Origin of the sequence: Chamaesiphon sp. VAR_48_metabat_403 (assembly GCF_031422475.1) — a bacterium.
Lineage (GTDB): Bacteria > Cyanobacteriota > Cyanobacteriia > Cyanobacteriales > Chamaesiphonaceae > Chamaesiphon.
The window spans coordinates 17,794-35,961 of the sequence record NZ_JANPLS010000340.1; the positions used below are offsets into that span (position 1 = coordinate 17,794).

The window sequence follows — 18,168 nt, forward strand, 5'->3', positions numbered from 1 at the left end:
CGATTACGAGCTATGTCGTCTGAGGTCGATTACAGTCACTTATATCATATATAAGTTTTCTGTGATTTAGATACCTTCCGCAAACATTTTCCAGCATTATCGCTAGTTTCTGAGTAAACTCGTAATAGTTTGTAACGATCGGGGCAAAAGATGGGTAGTGTGCCTACGGCAGGCTATCGCCAACGGCTTCGATCGCTAGCCGATGGGAGCTGGGAGCGAAAAGTGCGTTCTTGGGCGCGAGCTTTGTGGGGTAAGCTTCCCCCACAAAGCTCGCTTGGTTCCCCCTGTCTTGTCGTTTTCTTATTCGGGGGGAACCCCCGTTGGCGGAGCCTCTCCGACAGGAGATATAAAAACGCCGCAAGTGAAGCACCTTTTCAAGAGAGATGGGAGAAAATTTAGACCTCGATCGGTTGTTAAACTGAGAGAAGATGAAAGGAATACGACTTTAAACAAAGATGACTAATATTCCTTTCGTAATTCTAGATGTGTTTGCGACGGGGAAATATACGGGCAATCAACTGGCTGTTTGTTGGGGTGCGGAGAACTTAACGGATCTTCAGATGCAGCAGATCGCGCGGGAGATTAATTTCTCTGAGACTACCTTTGTGACCGATACAGAGCCAGTCAATGGCGGCTACAATACCCGCATTTTTACCCCGATGACCGAATTACCATTCGCCGGACATCCGACGCTTGGAACGGCATTTGCCATCCAACAGCAGATCCTCAAGCAGCAAGTCGAACGAGTCAATCTCAATTACCAAGTCGGTCAAATTCCTGTCGATCTTAATTATGTTGATGGCAATCTAGATATTCTATGGATGCACCAACAGCAGCCAAAATTCTACGATTCCTTGGCAGAGGAAATCTTTGCCGATGTCATTGGCGTAAATCCGACCGATATCGATTCGGGCTACCCGATCGAGCCTGTCTCGACTGGGTTACCATTTATAATTATCCCCCTGAAAACTCTGGCGGCGGTCGGTACAGCCAAATTAAATCTGGAGCTATACGCACGAGTCGTTGCCGATTTACCAGCACAAGCGATTCTCATCTTCTGTCCCGAAACCGTCGATCCACAACGTCAGCTACACGTTCGTGTCTTCACCGAATGCTTCGGAATTCCCGAAGATCCCGCGACAGGTAGTGCCAATGGCTGTCTGGCGGCGTATCTCGCCAAGCACCAGTATTGTGGCAGTCCCAATGTCAACATTACCGTCGAACAAGGTATGGAAATGGGCAGATCTTCTTTACTCTACCTCCGCGCCGACCATACACCCGATTTGTGCCCTGTCAGCATCGGCGGTCGAGTCATCAAAATCGCCACAGGTGAATTTATCCTGTAAAAATCACTTAAATTCATAGCAGTAGAATTACCTGTAACCTTTAGCTTGCAACAATCTCCCCACACTCCCCACACTCCCCACACTCCCCACAGCCCTCTCCCCCCCTTCCCCAAATCTGAGAATTACGTTAAATTTAGTTAAGATATGTTTTCAGAAATTTTTAAACTTTCTATAAAAAACTGAATTAACTCAAAACTGCGAACCAGAAGATCGGTCGAGTCGGGCAGTCAGAAGATCTGTAACAGCCCCAAACAAACGCCATCTTTTCACCTTCAGACCAGCTCAGGACAGCGATCCTAACTCCTAAACTCATCCCAAAAGGCAAACAATTTTATGAAGTTTTCGTGGAAACTAGCAGTACTGTGGACGATTCCCGTCCTCGTCATCGGCTTTTTCGTCTGGCAAGGGGCATTTACACCCGTCACGGCGGAAGTTGGTAAAAATACAGCGAGTACTCGGATGACCTACGGCAGATTCTTAGAGTATCTCGATGCCAATCGAGTTAAAGCCGTAGATCTCTATGATGGTGGTAGAACTGCGATCGTCGAAGCCATCGATCCAGATCTCGAAAACCGGATGCAACGCCTCCGCGTTGATTTACCAACCAATTCGCCAGAACTGATTGCCAAACTCAGAGATTCTAATATCTCCTTTGACAGTCACCCCATCCGTAACGATGGTGCAGTCTGGGGTTTCCTCGGTAACTTAGTCTTCCCCGCACTATTAATCGGTGGTTTGTTCTTACTGTTCCGCCGTTCTAATAATATGCCTGGTGGTCCCGGTCAAGCGATGAACTTTGGTAAATCCAAAGCTAAATTCCAGATGGATGCCAAAACTGGGGTGATGTTTGATGATGTAGCGGGAATTGCCGAAGCTAAAGAAGAATTGCAAGAAGTTGTAACTTTTCTCAAACAGCCAGAACGCTTTACAGCCGTTGGTGCGAAGATTCCTAAAGGTGTATTGCTAGTCGGCCCTCCCGGTACTGGTAAAACCCTGCTAGCTAAAGCGATCGCAGGTGAAGCTGGGGTACCATTTTTTAGTATCTCTGGTTCGGAATTTGTGGAAATGTTCGTTGGTGTGGGTGCATCTCGCGTCCGCGACTTATTCAAAAAAGCTAAAGAAAACGCACCTTGCATCATCTTTATCGATGAAATCGATGCAGTGGGTCGCCAACGTGGCGCAGGTATCGGTGGTGGTAACGACGAACGCGAACAGACCCTCAACCAAATGCTCACTGAGATGGATGGTTTTGAAGGTAACACCGGAATCATCATTATCGCAGCTACCAACCGTCCTGACGTGTTAGACTCGGCTCTCCTGCGTCCCGGTCGTTTCGATCGCCAAGTACAGGTAGATCCACCTGATGTTGCCGGACGAGTTGAAATCCTCAACGTTCACGCTCGGAATAAGAAATTAGGCGAAGATGTTTCATTAGATGCGATCGCGCGTCGTACGCCTGGATTTAGTGGTGCTGACTTAGCCAACTTGCTCAACGAAGCAGCAATTCTTACCGCCCGTCGTCGTAAAGATGCCATTTCTAACCTCGAAATCGACGATGCCGTCGATCGTGTCGTGGCTGGGATGGAAGGTACGCCATTAGTCGATGGTAAGAGCAAACGCCTGATTGCTTACCATGAAGTCGGACACGCAATCATCGCAACCCTCATTCCCGCTCACGATCCGCTTCAAAAAGTAACATTAATTCCACGCGGACAAGCGGCTGGTTTGACTTGGTTCACACCTGCTGAAGATCAATCTCTGATTTCGCGGAGCCAACTTCGCGCTCGGATCTGTGGTGCTTTAGGCGGACGTGCTGCTGAAGAAATTATCTTTGGCGACTCCGAAGTAACCACTGGTGCTGGTGGAGATTTACAGCAAGTAACCTCGATGGCACGCCAAATGGTCACCCGGTTTGGGATGTCCAAACTCGGCCCGATGTCACTCGAAAGTCAGTCTGGTGAAGTCTTCTTGGGTGGTAACTGGGGTGCGCGTTCTGAGTACTCCGATGAAGTAGCAGCTCAAATCGACCAACAAGTTCGCGAAATCGTCGATGGTTGCCACAAAGAAACACTCAAAATCGTTCGCGAAAATCGTTCGGTAATCGATCGCTTGGTAGATATCTTAATCGAGAAAGAAACCATCGACGGTGAAGAGTTCCGTCAAATCGTAGCTGAGTACACAGTGGTACCCGAAAAACCTCAGTTTGCTCCTGCATAATTGCGACCGGACTAATATTTTAGTCATCTAAAAAGCCCTGCTAGTTCAACACTAGCAGGGCTTTTTAAATCCTCCAAAAAATCCCCTCCCTGGAGGGGTGCCCGTAGGGTGGGGTGGGTAGATCTCCGCCACCCACAAACCATCTTCCAACTATTTCCACCCCTAAAATGGCAGGCAGCAAATGTATAGTTCGATCGAGGATGTTTAAATTCGGAGTCGATCGGTTTCAGCGAAGGTGTAACCCACCCCGCCCTTCTCTTAGAGACGCTTAGCGAACGGGCACCCCACCGAGGAGGGGATTTTACTTGCGGGGATTTTCGATCGTGACATCGATACTCGATTTACGCTTTACTGACAGCTAACTTCTTTCTCATCCTTAAAGCTGCTGTACCGCCGATTAACGTGCCGAAGATTGTGAATGGTTCGGGGACTGCGGTAGTAGTCGAAGGTAAAATATCACCTGCACCAGAAATCGTGTTATTAAAATTACCGAAATCGCTACTTCTTAAACCACTAGTTACCAAAAAGTAATCAACACCAGCAGCGAGAGACGGTACGAAAAAGGTCGAAGTCGATACGCCAGAGGCATCGGGATTTTGAGTAGATGAATTTATGAGATTAGTAAAATTATTACTAGGATTGAAAACATTCCGGTACAGAGAGATGGCATTTTGCCAGCCTGTCGATGTACTGCTAAAATCATAGCGATCGGTCGTACTTACTCTAAAGTGAAATACACTAAACGTAGTAGGCTCGAATGCGGTAATTGCTTGAAATGTCGGCCCATCAGGATTCGTAGTGCCAGCATAATTTAAGGTTGCAGCATGAGCAGGCGCGATATCTGTAAAACTAAATCCTAAAATAGAACTAGCCAAAGCGATTCCAGAGGCGATCGCAGTTTGCAACAGATTGGTTGAGAAGGTAGTTTGCATATTTTTTTCCTAAGAAACCAGAGGCTCTGAACCTCTCTAATTAAATATGCCCAATTTATTACTTTAGATCTCACACATTACACTTATGCTAACAACTTGCGTTATTGGTGTAATAGCTACCAAAATTTTTGACGGTTTCGGCATAAACATCCAAATCGGCCAGAGCCGACTTGAGTTCGCGGCAGTTATGCACATCGGTTTCGATATCGATAAAGAATAAATAATCACCGAGCGAACGTTTACTAGGGCGAGATTCGATCCGACTTAAATTTAAACCCCGATTGGCAAAAAATCCCAACGCTCTCATCAAGCCGCCGGGAGTATTCGATCGCAAGCTAAATGCTACTGAGGTACAGTTTCCGGCTAGTGTCGGTTGCAAGCTAATCGCCCAAAATTTGGTTTGGTTATCGGGACGATCGTTAATCGGCTGCTCTAACACTGGCAGCTCGTATAAGTTCGCCGCTCGGACTGAAGAGATTGCTGCGGCTTGCGGATTGGCAGCGAGTGTTGCTAGAGCTGCGGTGGTAGAATTATTGGCAATCCGCGCGGCTTGGGGTAAATGTTGTTGCAACCAATCTTGGCACTGGCTCAGAGCTTGCGGATGGGAATATACCGTTTCGATCTGAGCCAGATCGGTAGCCACCGAAATTAAAGCATGATGGATCGGTAACACGATCGCTTGTTGAATCTGGAGCGGTGCGGCTAGTTGCCAGATCGTGTCGGCTGTCATCGTCACACCACCTTCGATCGAGTTCTCGACTGGGACGATCGCTAGTGTAACTTCGCCACTGGCGACGGCGGCAAGCGTTTGGGCGATGGTTGTGTAAGGCTGCAAGCAAATTTCGGTGCTAGCAAGTTCCGCCTGGGCATAAGCTATTGCGGCTGCTTCAGCGTAAGTACCTGTCGGTCCTAAATGAGCGATCTTTAAAGTCATAAAGCTCTACCAGAATTTTGACACTAACTCGACAAAATACTGAATCTTTTAATTTTAGCTAGAAATCTAGATCGTCAATGCGATAAACTTCTAAGTGAGTACATTTTATCGTGACTGTCAATCGATCGATTAAATCGTATTTTTTCGCTATGCATTTGGATCCTCGATCTTCATTCAATTTACTGGCTATTAATAGTTGACAATTACTAATTTTCAGATCGTAGCGATAATAGTCAAATTCCCGATTTATATATATGCAAATCGTTAAATTCACAGCAGATCGATCGGTGGAGATTGCCGTACCCAAACACTCCATCCCCATTCAGCACTATCTCCGCCAGCCCCACCGTTTGGTGCGATCTCTCGTCGATGCCAATCGCATCCGTCAAGTAAGCGATGAGGAGTTTTGTCTGACGATGCGAACGCTGAGTTTTTTTAGTTTCGATCTTCAGCCGACTGTTTATTTACGCGTGTGGAATGATGCAGATGGTACGGTGAGGATTGCTTCTACCAAATGTGAAATTCGCGGTATCGATTATGTCGATCGACGGTTCAGTCTATCTCTGATGGGCAAATTATCGCCTTGTCAAAAGCAGGGACAAACTTATCTCGAAGGGCGTGCAGATCTTGAAGTCCAAGTAGATCTCCCACTACCATTAAGCTTTATGCCCAAATCGATCGTCGAATCGGCAGGCAATAGTTTGCTCAAAAGTATTTTAATCGCCTTCGAGCAAAGATTGATGCATCAATTATTAGCAGATTATATTACGTGGGCAAATACGGCAATTCAAGCTACAACCGATCGCATCCCAACCCATACCCCCAGTATTTTAAATGGCGAACCGATGGGTTGATAGATTAGGCGATCGAGCATAGCCAATTTTACAGGGGCTAAACGATTGACGATGTTCGGGGGTGATGCCGTATTTTTCGATCGCCAGCAGATGAGCGGCGGTGCCATAACCCTTGTTTTTGGCGAGATGATAGTCGGGATAAAGATTTGCCAGTTCGGAAATTATCCGATCGCGCCAAACTTTAGCTAAAATACTCGCAGCCGCAATCGAGATCGACAGGTCTTCACCTTTAACTAAAGTTTGCTGAGGAATATCGAGATTTGGAATCGGTTTATTCCCATCTACCAAACATAATTCTGGCAAAACTGACAATCCAGTTATTGCGCGATGCATGGCTAAAAGCGTTGCCTGAAGAATATTTAATTCGTCGATTTCGGCAACGCTAGCTACCCCGATATTATGAGCGATTGCGATTTGGTGAATTTGCGGTACGAGTAGTTCTCGCGATCGAGCTGAGAGTTTTTTACTATCTTTAATACCCAAGTTTTGACAATCGATCGCGGCTGTTTTTGGTAAGATAACGGCAGCGGCTACGACGATGCCAAATAATGCTCCGCGCCCGACTTCATCGACACCAGCAATCATATCTTCTTTCTGGCTTAATTCGTAATTAGTCACTTAGATCGATAAATAATATTTTATTAACAAAGCAGGCGATCGAGCGTACATTCGATCGCCTGCTTTAAATTAATCTACTGTTGCTGACGATCGACGTTTGCGTCGCCGATGTTCGGGTAAATCTTCGACTGGATGAGTCGTTTCGATCTCTACCGTCTCATCGAGCGGGGTAGATAATGCTGGGATCTCGATCGCTTCCACCACTGCTTCGACTTCAGCCACAGGTGATTTCTCTTCAAGATCGATTACGGCTAAATCATCAGAGATGAATGCGACAGTCAATTCAGTCGATTCAAAATCAGGTGCGACATCATCGTTAACTAATCCGGCAATTGGCTCAGGAACGATTGGTTCGGGGGGTAAACTTCCTGGTGGTACGATATTTACAATCGCTGTTTTCGGATTATTCAACTCCCGCCCCAACTTTACCAATGGTGAAATCCCCATCCAGGCGTAAGTTTCTTTCTCTAGATCCGACATTTCGACATGCACTATTTCTGGTGGTTCGATCGTCGGGCGAGTCGGTTTGAGCCGTTGCGGTTTGCCGGGACGTTCGCGTTCTTGTTCTGCGGTGTCTGGGGTGGTATCTTCAGTGACATCCGGCTCGATTGGTTCTGGGACGTAAGCTTCAAGTTCTGGCGGTGCAAATTTACTACTAACTAAAGAGGCGCGCGTGCGATCTTCTGTCAATGAGGGCGAACCGTTGCGGGGATTGGGGTTGACACCTCTAGCGATCGCATTACCATTAGCCGTTGGCGGCCGATCTCGTTGGTAGAGCCTTTCCTTTGGAGCATCGTTATTGGGTGTCGGACGTGGAACGTTCCGGACTACTTCCTCGCGATCGGTTCTACCGACGCGGCGACGGCGTTTTTTGCTGGCTCCATTCTGCTGCTGATAGCTGGGATGATCGACGAGGTTGAAGTCATCTTCGGCTTCGGGACTCTCTGGCGTGAAGCTATCCCACCCTTCAGCAATTGGTGGGCGCAAATCGGGCAAGGTGCGCTCGTTCCGGCGCGGGGTGCGATGCAATCCTCTCCCAGCGACGCTTCCAACCCGCGTTCGAGATTCGCGTTGTGGTGCGCTAGAAACGAGGGAAATCGGCACTGCTTCGCCATCGGCACCGTAGACAGCTTCACCAGGAACGTGGGCTAAATGTCCCAATCCGCCGCATGTCGTACATGTGGCTCCAAATAACTCATAAATGTTTTGACCTTGGCGTTTGCGGGTCAATTCGACTAAGCCTAATTCCGAAAGCTGGGCGATTTGGGGTCTAGCTTTATCGACGCGGAGTTGTTTATTAAAATGTTCCAGCACTTGCAATTGATCTTTGCGGTAATCCATATCGATAAAGTCGATAATAATTACCCCAGCAATGTTTCGCAGTCGCATCTGACGGGCGATTTCGGTTGCGGCTTCGCAGTTCGTCCACAATACGGTTTCGCGGGAAGTATTCGATCGAGTAAAGGAACCAGAATTGACATCGATCACCGTTAATGCTTCGGTCGGTTCGATGATGATATAACCGCCAGATGGTAGATCTACTCTCGGCTTTAATGCTTCCCTAATTGCTGAATTGACGCGGAAATATTCTAAAATTGGTTGGCGTTCGCGATGTCGATCTACAACCACACCTGCGGGTAATTGACCGTCATTCCAGCCAGCCAGAGTCTGTTTGACACGTTTGAGACCTTGGTCTGAGTCGATGACGATCCGGTTGACTTCTTGCGAATACATGTCGCGCAAGACTCTTTGAATAAAGTCATCATCGCGATTGAGTAAAGCTGGCGCGCGAGTGGAATTAGCATCTTGCTGGACGCTCTCCCACTGCTTGCGGAGTTGTTCGAGATCTTCGAGAATTGCCTCTTCTGTAGTGTCTTCAGCTTCGGTGCGGACGAGTAATCCCATCCCTTCGGGTTTGGCAAGCACAGCTAGTGCTCTGAGCCGATTCCGTTCGCCTTCGGAGCGAATCCGGCGGGAAAGATTTACACCTTTACCAAAGGGAATTAAGACGACATACCGACCGGGAAGGCTGACGTTACCAGTCAAGCGGGGGCCTTTATTCCCGGTTGGTTCTTTCATGATTTGCACCAACACTTTTTGCTGTGGTGCGAGCAATTCGGTAATCGATCCGGCACTGCGTCTGAGCCTGAGCGGGCCTAAATCGGTAACGTGGATGAATCCATTTCGCGACGGATCGCCAATGTTGACAAACGCAGCGTCGATCCCTTGTAATACATTTTCGACAATGCCAAGATAGATATCACTGACCTGATGTTGTCCGGTCGCTACTACCAGTTCTTGAATTTGGTCTTCCCCAAATACGGCACCAATGCGGTGTTGCTCCGCAATAATTATTTGCTTTGGCATTCATTTTCCTCGAAAATTAGCAGCATCCCCGGTCGCCTAGAATCGATAGGTGCCGATCGGTGCTGGTATGATGTAACGTAATTTATTTGAATTTGTCCGAGTAGCTAACTACTCGATTGTTGAGTTAGGTCGAGCTGACAGCAAGTGCGATGCTAGGGTAAAAGAGACTGCCCTTCTCTTCCCCAACGCCTACGAAATCGAAGACACTACCAATCGGCTGGTAGATCTCATCGGGAGCTAAATGGTTGGCATCTGTTCGGTGTCGCTGGGTGCCAAGTTGCACCAACACTTGGAATTAAGATGTATGGCTCCCGATCGACAATCGGTTGGCTCGGTCAGTGCAGTCGATCGAATCGAGTAGCATGGGACGTAGCATCTGTCGGATCGCGCTTGCCCGAACATTGGTTACGAGTAAGTTCGTAAATATCGGGCAGATAAATCCAGCAAATTGCTTTGGCGATCGACCTAAACTCGTAGCATCTTATCTTTAGCTGCCTAAACTAGGACGAACTGGAGCGATCCTCCAATTCTCACTAAATCCATTGCACTGATGTAGTTAGCTGTAAGGATGGCGGTATGTCCAGAACCCACGAAAATTTTGTCAAGTACACGATCGCATCCAGTTTGGATTACCGGAAAATGTTGGGAAGATTTGCTTGGCTTATTCTTCTTGAGGGCGATCGCTCTTGGTTATCTTCGATTATACCTGCAAATGTCACGATCTCAAAGCTAACTTCCGTAAACTTTGAATCGTCTCGATTGTGGCTGTCGCCACTCGCTCGATTTGCTCTACTGTATTATTATGCCCAATTCCAAACCTAAGTGCTGCATAAGCCAGCGCATCGGATCTACCTAGTGCCTGCAAGACGTGAGAAGGGGCAATTTTGGCAGAACTACAAGCCGCTCCCGATGAGAGGGCGACAATCGGGCGCAAGCCTAGTAAGAGGGCATTACCATCGACTCCCGCCACGCTGATATTTAGGTTTCCTGGCAATCTTTGGGTGGGATGACCGTTGAGATAGATGCCATCGAGCTGACTTAATTGCGACCACAATCGCGTTCTTAGTTCGGTCAATCTTGCTGTTTCGGCATCCATTTCAATCAGCGCGATTTCGACAGCTTTGGCGAAACCGACAATTTGGGGCGTGTATAATGTACCCGATCGCATTCCCCGTTCGTGACCGCCACCATGCAATTGGGGCGATAATTTGACGCGCGGATCGCGCCGTCGGACGTAAAGTGCGCCGATGCCTTTTGGCCCATAGACTTTGTGCGCGGTCATGGACATTAGATCGATATTTAATAAGTTAACATCTAAGGGAATTTGCCCAATCGCTTGTGCCGCATCGGTATGAAATAAAACGCCATTTGTTTGACACAACTTACCAATTTCTGCTAATGGTTGCAAAACGCCAATCTCGTTATTAGCTGCCATAATCGACACTAAAATTGTATCGGGACGGATGGCCTCTTCGAGCGCATTCAAATCGATTAAACCGTCGGCTTCGACTGGTAAATAAGTAACCGTAAATCCTAAAGATGCTAGATACTCACAAGGATCTAGAACCGCATTATGCTCGGTTTTGAGGGTAATTATGTGTTGTCCTTTAGCAATATATGATTCGGCGATACCTTTAAGCGCGAGATTATTTGCTTCTGTCGCACCGCTAGTAAACACAATTTCTGACGCACTCGCACCAATCGCCGCTGAGATCGTTTTTCTAGCTCCCGTGACTGCTGCTTCCGCCGCCCAACCGTATTGATGGGTGGTACTAGTCGGGTTGCCAAAATGTTCGGTAAAATACGGCAACATCGCCGCGAGTACGCGCGGATTGACTGGCGTTGTTGCATGTCGATCGAGGTAAATTGGTAAGTGTCGATCGGTGGACATTATGATGGTGATGTGTGAATGTTGATGCGATCGAACTAAACTAGATCCGATCGGTTTACGATGAAAAAATCGAACTGAGATCGATCGTCAAACCGGGCAAAACATTTTCCCCGTTTAGAGTAGTAGGCGATACCAAGATTTCTACTTCCTGCCCCAACCGATAGATCTCTACCTGTTGCTTTTGGGGATTAATCAGCCACCCCAAGCGTACCCCATTCGATCGATACTCCTCCATCTTTTCGCGTAGAGTTTTGAGACTGTCACTTTTAGATCGTAGCTCAATGACAAAATCGGGAACTAGATTGGGAAAAGTCACCCCACGGATAATTTCATCGGCTTTTGGTTTCCCAACCCAGGTGACATCAGGGGATCTGACTGCGCCATTAGGCAATGTAAAGCCACCAGATGAGTCAAAAGCTCTACCCAATCCGGTTTGACGATTCCAAGCCCACACCTCCCCAAACAAATCTCCATTCTGCTCTGAACTTTCTAGCGCGACTGGTACCATTGTTATCAATTCTCCATTAGCAGTTAATTCTAGTCGTAGTTCTGGATTATCTTGGCAGAGTTTCTCGAATTCTGCGTGGGTAACCCGCAGGGTGATACTGTGAATATCTAGTAAGAATGGTTTGGTTGCTAATGAGTGCATAAACTTATTCCGAACTGACGTTATTTAAACATTTTAAAACTTTGCGATCGATTCATACAGATCGGGTAGGTCGTTTTCGATTAAAATCATGTCTTTGGCTTGACGATGTTCGGGACTAGTTAGGTAAGCCAGTGCAGCATCGCGATCGGGAAATTCCATTAATTTATCGGCAGCTAAACCACCTTCGAGTAATCCGGCTTTAAGGGCTTCTTTATTAGTGTTTCCGACTACAATCGCCAAATCGCAGATCGCGGCAGCTTTAAGAGCCACCTGACGGTTCTCAGCGGCTTGAATATCGCCGAGTTCTACCATGCCTGGGGTCATTAAAATTTTACGTCCGCCTTCGAGAACTTCCAGGACATCTAGAGCTGAGGCAAAGCCGATCGGGTTAGAGTTGTAAGAATCATCGAGAATAAAACCATCGCCATTTTTGCGAAGGTTGAGGCGATTGTTGGCAGGTTCGACGTTATGAATTGCCGCAATGACATAATCGGGATCTTTACCGAGGGCGCAAGCCATTGTAAATGCGCCGACGAGGTTAGAGAGCATGGGAACTCCTAAGAGTTTGGTAAACCCAGGATATTCCTTGCCTTGCCAATGAATGATAAAAGTCGTCCCGGCCATTTTGGCATCAATATCCGACATCCAGCAGTCGAGATGACCGATTTCTGGCTCTAAGCCATAGAGAAGAGTGGTAGCTTTAGGATATTCTGCTGCCATTTGGCGTGCGCCAGGATTATCGCCATTGCAGACGAGTAAGCCATCGGCGGGGATAGCTTGGGCGAGTTCACATTTAGCTTTATAGATATTATCGGCACCGCCAAATCGTTCGAGGTGCATTACGCCAACAGCGGTAACCAATCCGGCATTCGGGGGCGTAAAACGGCACAATTTAGCGATCGATCCAATTTGATAAGCTCCCATTTCGACGATCGCGATTTGTTGTTGGGGTTTGAGATTTTCGCGAATTTGGCGGGTGATACCCATCTCGGTATTGATACTGCCGGGTGTCCAAAATGTCGGCTCGATCGCTTCTAAAATGCCGCCTAAGATAGCTTTAGTACTGGTTTTACCATAACTCCCGGTAATCCCGATCGTGTAGGGCTGATACTCAGCGAGGATGTCTTTAGCTTCTTGGAGAAATGCCTGTTGTTTTTTGAATTCGTTCGGCCATAAAATGGTATTAGCAATAACGATCCAGATTGGTGAGGTTTGAATTAAACCTACTGCAACTAGCCAATAAGTGGCGATACTGTCGCCAGCTCCTAAAAAATAGGTAGCAATAATAATCAGGAGTGTGGCGATCGCATTTAAGCCGAGAGCTAGATTATAAATCGCCGTCGCTCGATCGGTCATATTGAGCTTAATTTTTCCCACCTTGCGCGGATCTTCTTCTTGAAATCCAATAAATACCAGTGCGGCTGCGGCTAGTAAACAAATTACCAGGCAAGTTACCATATCCCCACCTGTCGCAAATTTGCTTAATGCGGCTGCTAGCAGGGCGACGCAGGTACCTTTAGTATCGAAGGTGCGTTTTTCAATAAACCAATCTTTAAACCGCGTACCGTTGTATTCTTCCTGCTGGAAGTAACGTAAATATCTCAATCCCCGACGGGTGAAGAACAAAATCGTAGCAGCACTGATAAGGGCGAGACAAATGGTAGTAAGCATGGGAAATGTGATAGCGACAAGGATCTGTAGGGGCGGGTTTATGAGATCGATTCCGTTCGTACTAGAGATGTCATTCAAACCCGCCCACCCCACGGCTATCTGTCTGAAACCCTTATGGTGGGCAGTACCCACCCTACTATCTACCCAAACGATCGATCGTGCTCTAGTCAGATTTAGAATTTAATAAGATGATTAAAACGATCGCGAGAATCGGGACAATCATAAATAAGGAGATAAATATCATGATGCTAATACGGGACTAGAGAACCGTGTTAAAAAATTTTCCACATAATAAGCGCACAAGTGAGAGCCTTCGGCTTGAAACATGAAATGATCGCGATGGGGAATGGTAATTAATTCGGAATTGGGAAAGAGACTGTGATAGCGGTGTCCCATTTCGACAGGAGTTTCGGTATCGGCTTCACCCCATAATAGTAAAACTGGAGCCGGAATCTGCTTGGCAAGTTCGGTGAGATCTTCACTGACTGTTTTTACCATCGTCCCTCGCATTGCGCCTGCATTGAGATAGTCGCGGGAACCGTATTTTTGACTGTGCCAAGTTAACAACTCGTCGCGATACATGGGTGAGACTTTAAAAGCGTTCCGCATCGTGCGGACCCACTGACTGCGAAGAGCTTGCTGGGTAGTACGCTGGCGTTGTAAGCCACCAGAATTAATGAGTGTAATCGATCGAACTTTGTGTGGATACTGGTGTGCGAGACGAATTGAGACTCTTCCCCCAAAGGAATGTCCTAACATATCGGCAGATTCGATCCCTTTTGCTTCTAAATACTGGTAAATGCGATCGGCATACTGCGTAGTATCCCAATCTGCTGGCGGTGGTGGAGATTTCCCAAAGCCAGGTAGATCGATAATATGAATGTTCGATCGGGTTGCCAGCAATTCTCCCATCGGTTGCAGGGATTGGAGATTCTGCCCCCAACCGTGGAGCATAATCAGAGGATGACCGTTATTACCGAGTTGGATGGTATTTAATTCCACTTGAGCCATTACACGCACTTTTGGTTCTTCATCAGCTTAAATTATCACCGATCGGTACCGACATTTAGCGGAATTTTGCCAACGATGACAGACTTCGATCGAAAAGTGGGTATGCTAGGAGCGATCGATCTCACAACATCTGGCCAGATCTCCAGATACGATGGGGGACAAGACTCGATAAAACCCCCTTTCACCCCGAATTTTACTTCCATGTTCATTATTGCAGTTCATACTCTCCCACCCAGGATCTCTATTTCGATTTCATAAGGCAGATGCTACTTATCGATGCAGTCTCGCTTTGAAAAGTGGCTTGCTGTAATTATTTATTAGAAATAGCAATGGAGATAAAATTATGTTTGCAGTTGGGAAAAAAATTGGTAGTGGTGTCGAGCAAATTGTCTACGAGCACTTTTTACATATCGTCAAAACCGAAAAGCCCGCACGGGTACTAGAAAGATTTCGGAGTTTATTTATCGAGGGTGTTAGCTATGTCGATACTCGAATTTGGACGACGATCGAAACATTGGCGTTTGAAAAAACTGCCGAGCAGAATTTTCCGTTAGTAATCAACCGTTGTTGTTATATTCTCGTCAATTACTGGCAAATGCAACCAGCCGGACACGCTCCGGTTGCTGGGTTAGTTGAAATGCTCTCTAATCTCAATGATGTGCGGATGACTTATTCGCGAGTCGTGCGGCGGTTGCGCCAATTACTGCAAATATTTTTGCAAAGCGAAGATTATATCAAACTCAAACGTTTGAATACCGTACTTAATGGTAATACAGCTCGCAAAAATACGATTGCAGAGCAACCATTAGGCACTTTAATTACTCGCTATCCTTACCTCTACGCACATACACTAGTATCAGAAGAACGCACTCAAGAAAACGTCGAAACCATTAAACGCGTTCAACGCGATTTACGGAGCCAACAAGAGACAAATCTGTCTCATTACCTTACCTATCAAGTCAGACGATCGCGGATTAAAGCCCAATTAGGTCGAGATGCTGCTGATAATCTACCTGCTGTTGAAAATCCTACTTTATTATCTACCAAAGAATTGGGGATGGCATTCGGTCAATTTGCAGGTAAAGCTGAAGGCAATGCTAGCTATCAAGATTTATCGCGCGGATTTGTTTCACATCTACAAATGCAGCCGATCGTCAAAACATTTAAAGGCGATCTTTATGATTATATCGTCTCTGGTGTAGACCTTAGTTACGGCAAACGGAGTTTCAACGATCGACTCTATAAAACGATCTATAGTATCTCACCCGATCGCGATTATCAGCGGCTCGACGAGATTGCATTACTCAGAACTTGTACCCACGTACTCAATCATTTAGTTGTCGAAAGTCCGAGCAATCCCCAACATTTTGTCTTTATGGATATGATTAGCAACCTCGGCTCGGTATTTACTACTGGGTTGTTACTCAAAATTGTCTTAATTTGTCAAAAAGTCAAACCGCTATTAGAAAGTCGGTTGTCGATTTTATTCAATCATTATGAAGCTTCTCAATGTAAAGGCGTACCCTGGTTGGTAAAATCTTTAGAAAATTGGAACGTTGCTGGGGCGATTCATTTCGGTAAAATGGATGCTTCTTCACTCCAATTCTTACAATCGATCGGCGAATAATTAACCATATTCAACCGTCGAGACTTTGATGAATCTCTTCTGCTACGAGCTTTAAACGGCGTAACTGAGCCGCCATATCTTCTTTCGTCCATTTAGCTGCAAATCGATCGAATCCCCAAGCAACTATCCGATCGGGAATATTAAATTCAAATCGATTTATCAGCATCGTACCGCGATCGGTTGGCTGACATTCCCACCGATCTCTACCTTTAAAAAAGCCATCGAAACTCCAGACAATTAAGCCCGGTTCTCGCACTACTACCACATTTTTTAATGTCGGTTTGACAACCGGAATTTGAATGATAAATTTACTTTTACTACCTACGCTAGTTTTCCATTCGCCTAGCGGTTCGCACTTGAGCAACGGATTGAGCCATCGCTGCATTATTGTTAAGTCAGTTACGCATTTATCTACTACCGTGGCACTTGCTTTAATTTGGATCGATTGTTCAAAAGTAGGCATTGATGGGGAATAGGGGATAGGGATAGGGGATAGGGAGTTATTAACTCCTTACTTCTTACTTCTTACTTCTTACTTCTTACTTCTTACTTACTCCGATCTCCTGCTTAATGCGATCGACGATCGAATGTTCATCAATGGTAACAAGAATTTGGGCGATGACGGCTTTAGGGCTATCCTCACCCCACGAAGCACCATTGGCTAAATAAGTTTTGGTAATTTGACCGATCGCATAAGTCGAGACTCCAGCAATACTAGCCTGAGTAAGCGCAACGGCGGTGTAGGGGGCGATACTAATTCCCCCTGTAGCGGGGGCAAGCATAGCAAGTACGCCCTTGATTCCGCTCAAGCCGAGGTTTGCGATCGATTCGCTGATTTTCACCCCTCCCATCCCCATCGCAATCGTCTGAAGCAATTTCATCGCCCCAGATCGAGTCATCGGCATCCCATAAAATTTAGATAATCGCACGATCGTGGCAATATCGATCGCGGCACCTGCCATCATATCCACAGCCGTAATCGGGTTAATGGCGATCGAAATCGCTTTTGTCATTACCGATTGCCAGATAATATCGTTAGCCCCCTCATCGCGCCGATCCATTTTGCGATCGATCGTTTGCTTTTGAATCCGATCGGCTGCTAGCATGGCGTTAAGGGCGGCGAGTGTTTTACCCTCGTGCTGCAAAATTTCGACAATTCGCCACTTTAATTCGGCAACTTGGGGGGTACCGGGATGATAGCTCACGCCCATACTGCCATCTTCTCGCGCGCTCGCCCGTATCGCCAGCGGTGCGGCGGCTACCATCATTATCTCATTTGGGCTAAGAATTTCGGTAACGCGCTCGTCGCGAATTTTGGCATATATAGCCAGTTTATCGAGATCGGGAAACAGATCGACTTTATTAAATACTAATAAGATGGGTTTACCCGCACTTCTCAATTGAGAAAGTGTTTTTAATTCTAATTCGGTAATATCACCAGCAATTACAAATAAAATTAAATCTACTTGATGGGCAATTTCACTCGCTAGTAATTGTCTCTCTGCCCCATCGACTTCATCAATCCCTGGCGTATCGATAAATTCGATCGCTTCTTGTAATGTAGCTGGCGTATCTTTATCCAGATCGAAGGCATCTTGCCAATTCTCAATTTCCCACACTACTTGTTGGCGTTCTTGCGTTACTCCATGTAAAACACCAGCTTGGAACACTTCTTTACCAATTAAAGCATTCAATAGCGAAGATTTACCTCGCCCTACCATGCCAAATACAGCAACCTGAAATACCGATCGATCGAGTTTAATTAGCATCTCGCTCAACTCGGCAATCTCGGTTTCTAATCCCGCTCTTTCCCGCTGGCTCAGATCTAAATTCACTAAAATTCGGCGCAAAGTATCTTGCGCCAGTCGATAATTTTGCTCCGATTGCATCGTCTTGAAATCATCGATTGCCTTTGTTAACTCTTGGGAATCTTCCGGCGACAGCATTTTAGGGGATAGGGGATAGGGGATAGGGAATAGGGGATAGGGAGTAAAGAGTAAGAAGTAAGGAGTAAGGAGTGGAATTTAACTATTCACTATTCACTATCCACT

Annotated in this window: 15 protein-coding genes; 4 read left to right on the plus strand and 11 right to left on the minus strand. The window is 46.5% G+C overall.

Going from position 1 to position 18,168, the window contains the following annotated elements:
* Positions 1–455 precede the first annotated feature (455 nt).
* Both RMO79_RS16450 and ftsH2 read left to right on the plus strand, forming a co-directional pair.
* Complete coding sequence (locus RMO79_RS16450) at positions 456–1,346, plus strand: PhzF family phenazine biosynthesis protein (RefSeq protein ID WP_310484270.1); 891 nt, start codon at positions 456–458, stop codon at positions 1,344–1,346.
* A gap of 333 nt (positions 1,347–1,679) precedes the next feature.
* The gene (gene ftsH2 / locus RMO79_RS16455; protein ID WP_310484271.1) at positions 1,680–3,563 is read left to right on the plus strand and encodes an ATP-dependent zinc metalloprotease FtsH2; all 1,884 of its coding nucleotides are present in this window, start codon (positions 1,680–1,682) and stop codon (positions 3,561–3,563) included.
* 341 nt (positions 3,564–3,904) lie between these two features.
* Here the strand turns inward: ftsH2 and RMO79_RS16460 are convergent, their stop codons facing one another.
* Complete coding sequence (locus RMO79_RS16460; protein ID WP_310484272.1) at positions 3,905–4,495, minus strand: PEP-CTERM sorting domain-containing protein; 591 nt, start codon at positions 4,493–4,495, stop codon at positions 3,905–3,907.
* 88 nt (positions 4,496–4,583) lie between these two features.
* Positions 4,584–5,429 carry a prephenate dehydratase gene (gene pheA, locus RMO79_RS16465; RefSeq protein ID WP_310484273.1) on the minus strand — a complete coding sequence of 282 codons (846 nt, stop codon included), beginning with the start codon at positions 5,427–5,429 and terminating at the stop codon, positions 4,584–4,586.
* Between the two features lie 254 nt (positions 5,430–5,683).
* Between pheA and RMO79_RS16470 the strand changes: the two genes are divergently transcribed.
* Positions 5,684–6,283, plus strand: a complete 600-nt coding sequence (locus tag RMO79_RS16470) for a DUF1997 domain-containing protein (RefSeq protein WP_310484274.1) — start codon at positions 5,684–5,686, stop codon at positions 6,281–6,283.
* Here the strand turns inward: RMO79_RS16470 and RMO79_RS16475 are convergent.
* From RMO79_RS16475 to RMO79_RS16505, 7 genes are all read right to left on the minus strand, one after another.
* Positions 6,260–6,901 carry a ribonuclease HII gene (locus tag RMO79_RS16475; RefSeq protein WP_310484275.1) on the minus strand — a complete coding sequence of 214 codons (642 nt, stop codon included), beginning with the start codon at positions 6,899–6,901 and terminating at the stop codon, positions 6,260–6,262. The two genes, RMO79_RS16470 and RMO79_RS16475, sit on opposite strands and share 24 nt — an antisense overlap.
* A 69-nt stretch (positions 6,902–6,970) precedes the next feature.
* Complete coding sequence (locus tag RMO79_RS16480) at positions 6,971–9,268, minus strand: Rne/Rng family ribonuclease (protein ID WP_310484276.1); 2,298 nt, start codon at positions 9,266–9,268, stop codon at positions 6,971–6,973.
* A 715-nt stretch (positions 9,269–9,983) separates the two neighbouring features.
* Positions 9,984–11,159: an IscS subfamily cysteine desulfurase gene (locus RMO79_RS16485; RefSeq protein WP_310484277.1), complete on the minus strand. Its 1,176-nt coding sequence runs from the start codon at positions 11,157–11,159 to the stop codon at positions 9,984–9,986.
* A gap of 55 nt (positions 11,160–11,214) precedes the next feature.
* Positions 11,215–11,808, minus strand: a complete 594-nt coding sequence (locus tag RMO79_RS16490) for a Uma2 family endonuclease (protein WP_310484278.1) — start codon at positions 11,806–11,808, stop codon at positions 11,215–11,217.
* Positions 11,809–11,841: 33 nt separating this feature from the next.
* Positions 11,842–13,479, minus strand: a complete 1,638-nt coding sequence (locus tag RMO79_RS16495; protein ID WP_310484279.1) for a UDP-N-acetylmuramoyl-tripeptide--D-alanyl-D-alanine ligase — start codon at positions 13,477–13,479, stop codon at positions 11,842–11,844.
* 240 nt (positions 13,480–13,719) lie between these two features.
* Positions 13,720–14,490 (minus strand): alpha/beta hydrolase, encoded by a 771-nt coding sequence (locus tag RMO79_RS16500; protein ID WP_310484280.1) that lies wholly within the window; start codon positions 14,488–14,490, stop codon positions 13,720–13,722.
* Between the two features lie 35 nt (positions 14,491–14,525).
* The gene (locus tag RMO79_RS16505; protein WP_310484281.1) at positions 14,526–14,699 is read right to left on the minus strand and encodes a hypothetical protein; all 174 of its coding nucleotides are present in this window, start codon (positions 14,697–14,699) and stop codon (positions 14,526–14,528) included.
* A gap of 134 nt (positions 14,700–14,833) precedes the next feature.
* Here RMO79_RS16505 and RMO79_RS16510 point away from each other — a divergent pair, with 134 nt between their 5' ends.
* A complete protein-coding gene (locus RMO79_RS16510) occupies positions 14,834–16,117 on the plus strand; it encodes a hypothetical protein (protein ID WP_310484283.1) in 1,284 nt (427 codons plus the stop codon).
* Between the two features lie 10 nt (positions 16,118–16,127).
* On the opposite strand, the gene RMO79_RS16515 is transcribed toward RMO79_RS16510, so the two are convergent.
* Positions 16,128–16,580, minus strand: coding sequence for an SRPBCC family protein (locus tag RMO79_RS16515; RefSeq protein ID WP_310484285.1), 453 nt, complete (start codon positions 16,578–16,580; stop codon positions 16,128–16,130).
* 76 nt (positions 16,581–16,656) lie between these two features.
* Positions 16,657–18,063, minus strand: coding sequence for a GTP-binding protein (locus tag RMO79_RS16520; RefSeq protein WP_310484287.1), 1,407 nt, complete (start codon positions 18,061–18,063; stop codon positions 16,657–16,659).
* Positions 18,064–18,168: the final 105 nt, after the last annotated feature.

What these genes read in the sequence shown, in the direction of transcription:
- RMO79_RS16450 (WP_310484270.1), top strand. Translation starts at nt 456, where the DNA reads ATGACTAATATTCCTTTCGTAATTCTAGATGTGTTTGCGACGGGGAAA.
- ftsH2 (WP_310484271.1), top strand. Translation starts at nt 1,680, where the DNA reads ATGAAGTTTTCGTGGAAACTAGCAGTACTGTGGACGATTCCCGTCCTC.
- RMO79_RS16460 (WP_310484272.1), bottom strand. Translation starts at nt 4,495, where the DNA reads ATGCAAACTACCTTCTCAACCAATCTGTTGCAAACTGCGATCGCCTCT.
- pheA (WP_310484273.1), bottom strand. Translation starts at nt 5,429, where the DNA reads ATGACTTTAAAGATCGCTCATTTAGGACCGACAGGTACTTACGCTGAA.
- RMO79_RS16470 (WP_310484274.1), top strand. Translation starts at nt 5,684, where the DNA reads ATGCAAATCGTTAAATTCACAGCAGATCGATCGGTGGAGATTGCCGTA.
- RMO79_RS16480 (WP_310484276.1), bottom strand. Translation starts at nt 9,268, where the DNA reads ATGCCAAAGCAAATAATTATTGCGGAGCAACACCGCATTGGTGCCGTA.
- RMO79_RS16485 (WP_310484277.1), bottom strand. Translation starts at nt 11,159, where the DNA reads ATGTCCACCGATCGACACTTACCAATTTACCTCGATCGACATGCAACA.
- RMO79_RS16490 (WP_310484278.1), bottom strand. Translation starts at nt 11,808, where the DNA reads ATGCACTCATTAGCAACCAAACCATTCTTACTAGATATTCACAGTATC.
- RMO79_RS16495 (WP_310484279.1), bottom strand. Translation starts at nt 13,479, where the DNA reads ATGCTTACTACCATTTGTCTCGCCCTTATCAGTGCTGCTACGATTTTG.
- RMO79_RS16500 (WP_310484280.1), bottom strand. Translation starts at nt 14,490, where the DNA reads ATGGCTCAAGTGGAATTAAATACCATCCAACTCGGTAATAACGGTCAT.
- RMO79_RS16505 (WP_310484281.1), bottom strand. Translation starts at nt 14,699, where the DNA reads ATGAACATGGAAGTAAAATTCGGGGTGAAAGGGGGTTTTATCGAGTCT.
- RMO79_RS16510 (WP_310484283.1), top strand. Translation starts at nt 14,834, where the DNA reads ATGTTTGCAGTTGGGAAAAAAATTGGTAGTGGTGTCGAGCAAATTGTC.
- RMO79_RS16515 (WP_310484285.1), bottom strand. Translation starts at nt 16,580, where the DNA reads ATGCCTACTTTTGAACAATCGATCCAAATTAAAGCAAGTGCCACGGTA.
- RMO79_RS16520 (WP_310484287.1), bottom strand. Translation starts at nt 18,063, where the DNA reads ATGCTGTCGCCGGAAGATTCCCAAGAGTTAACAAAGGCAATCGATGAT.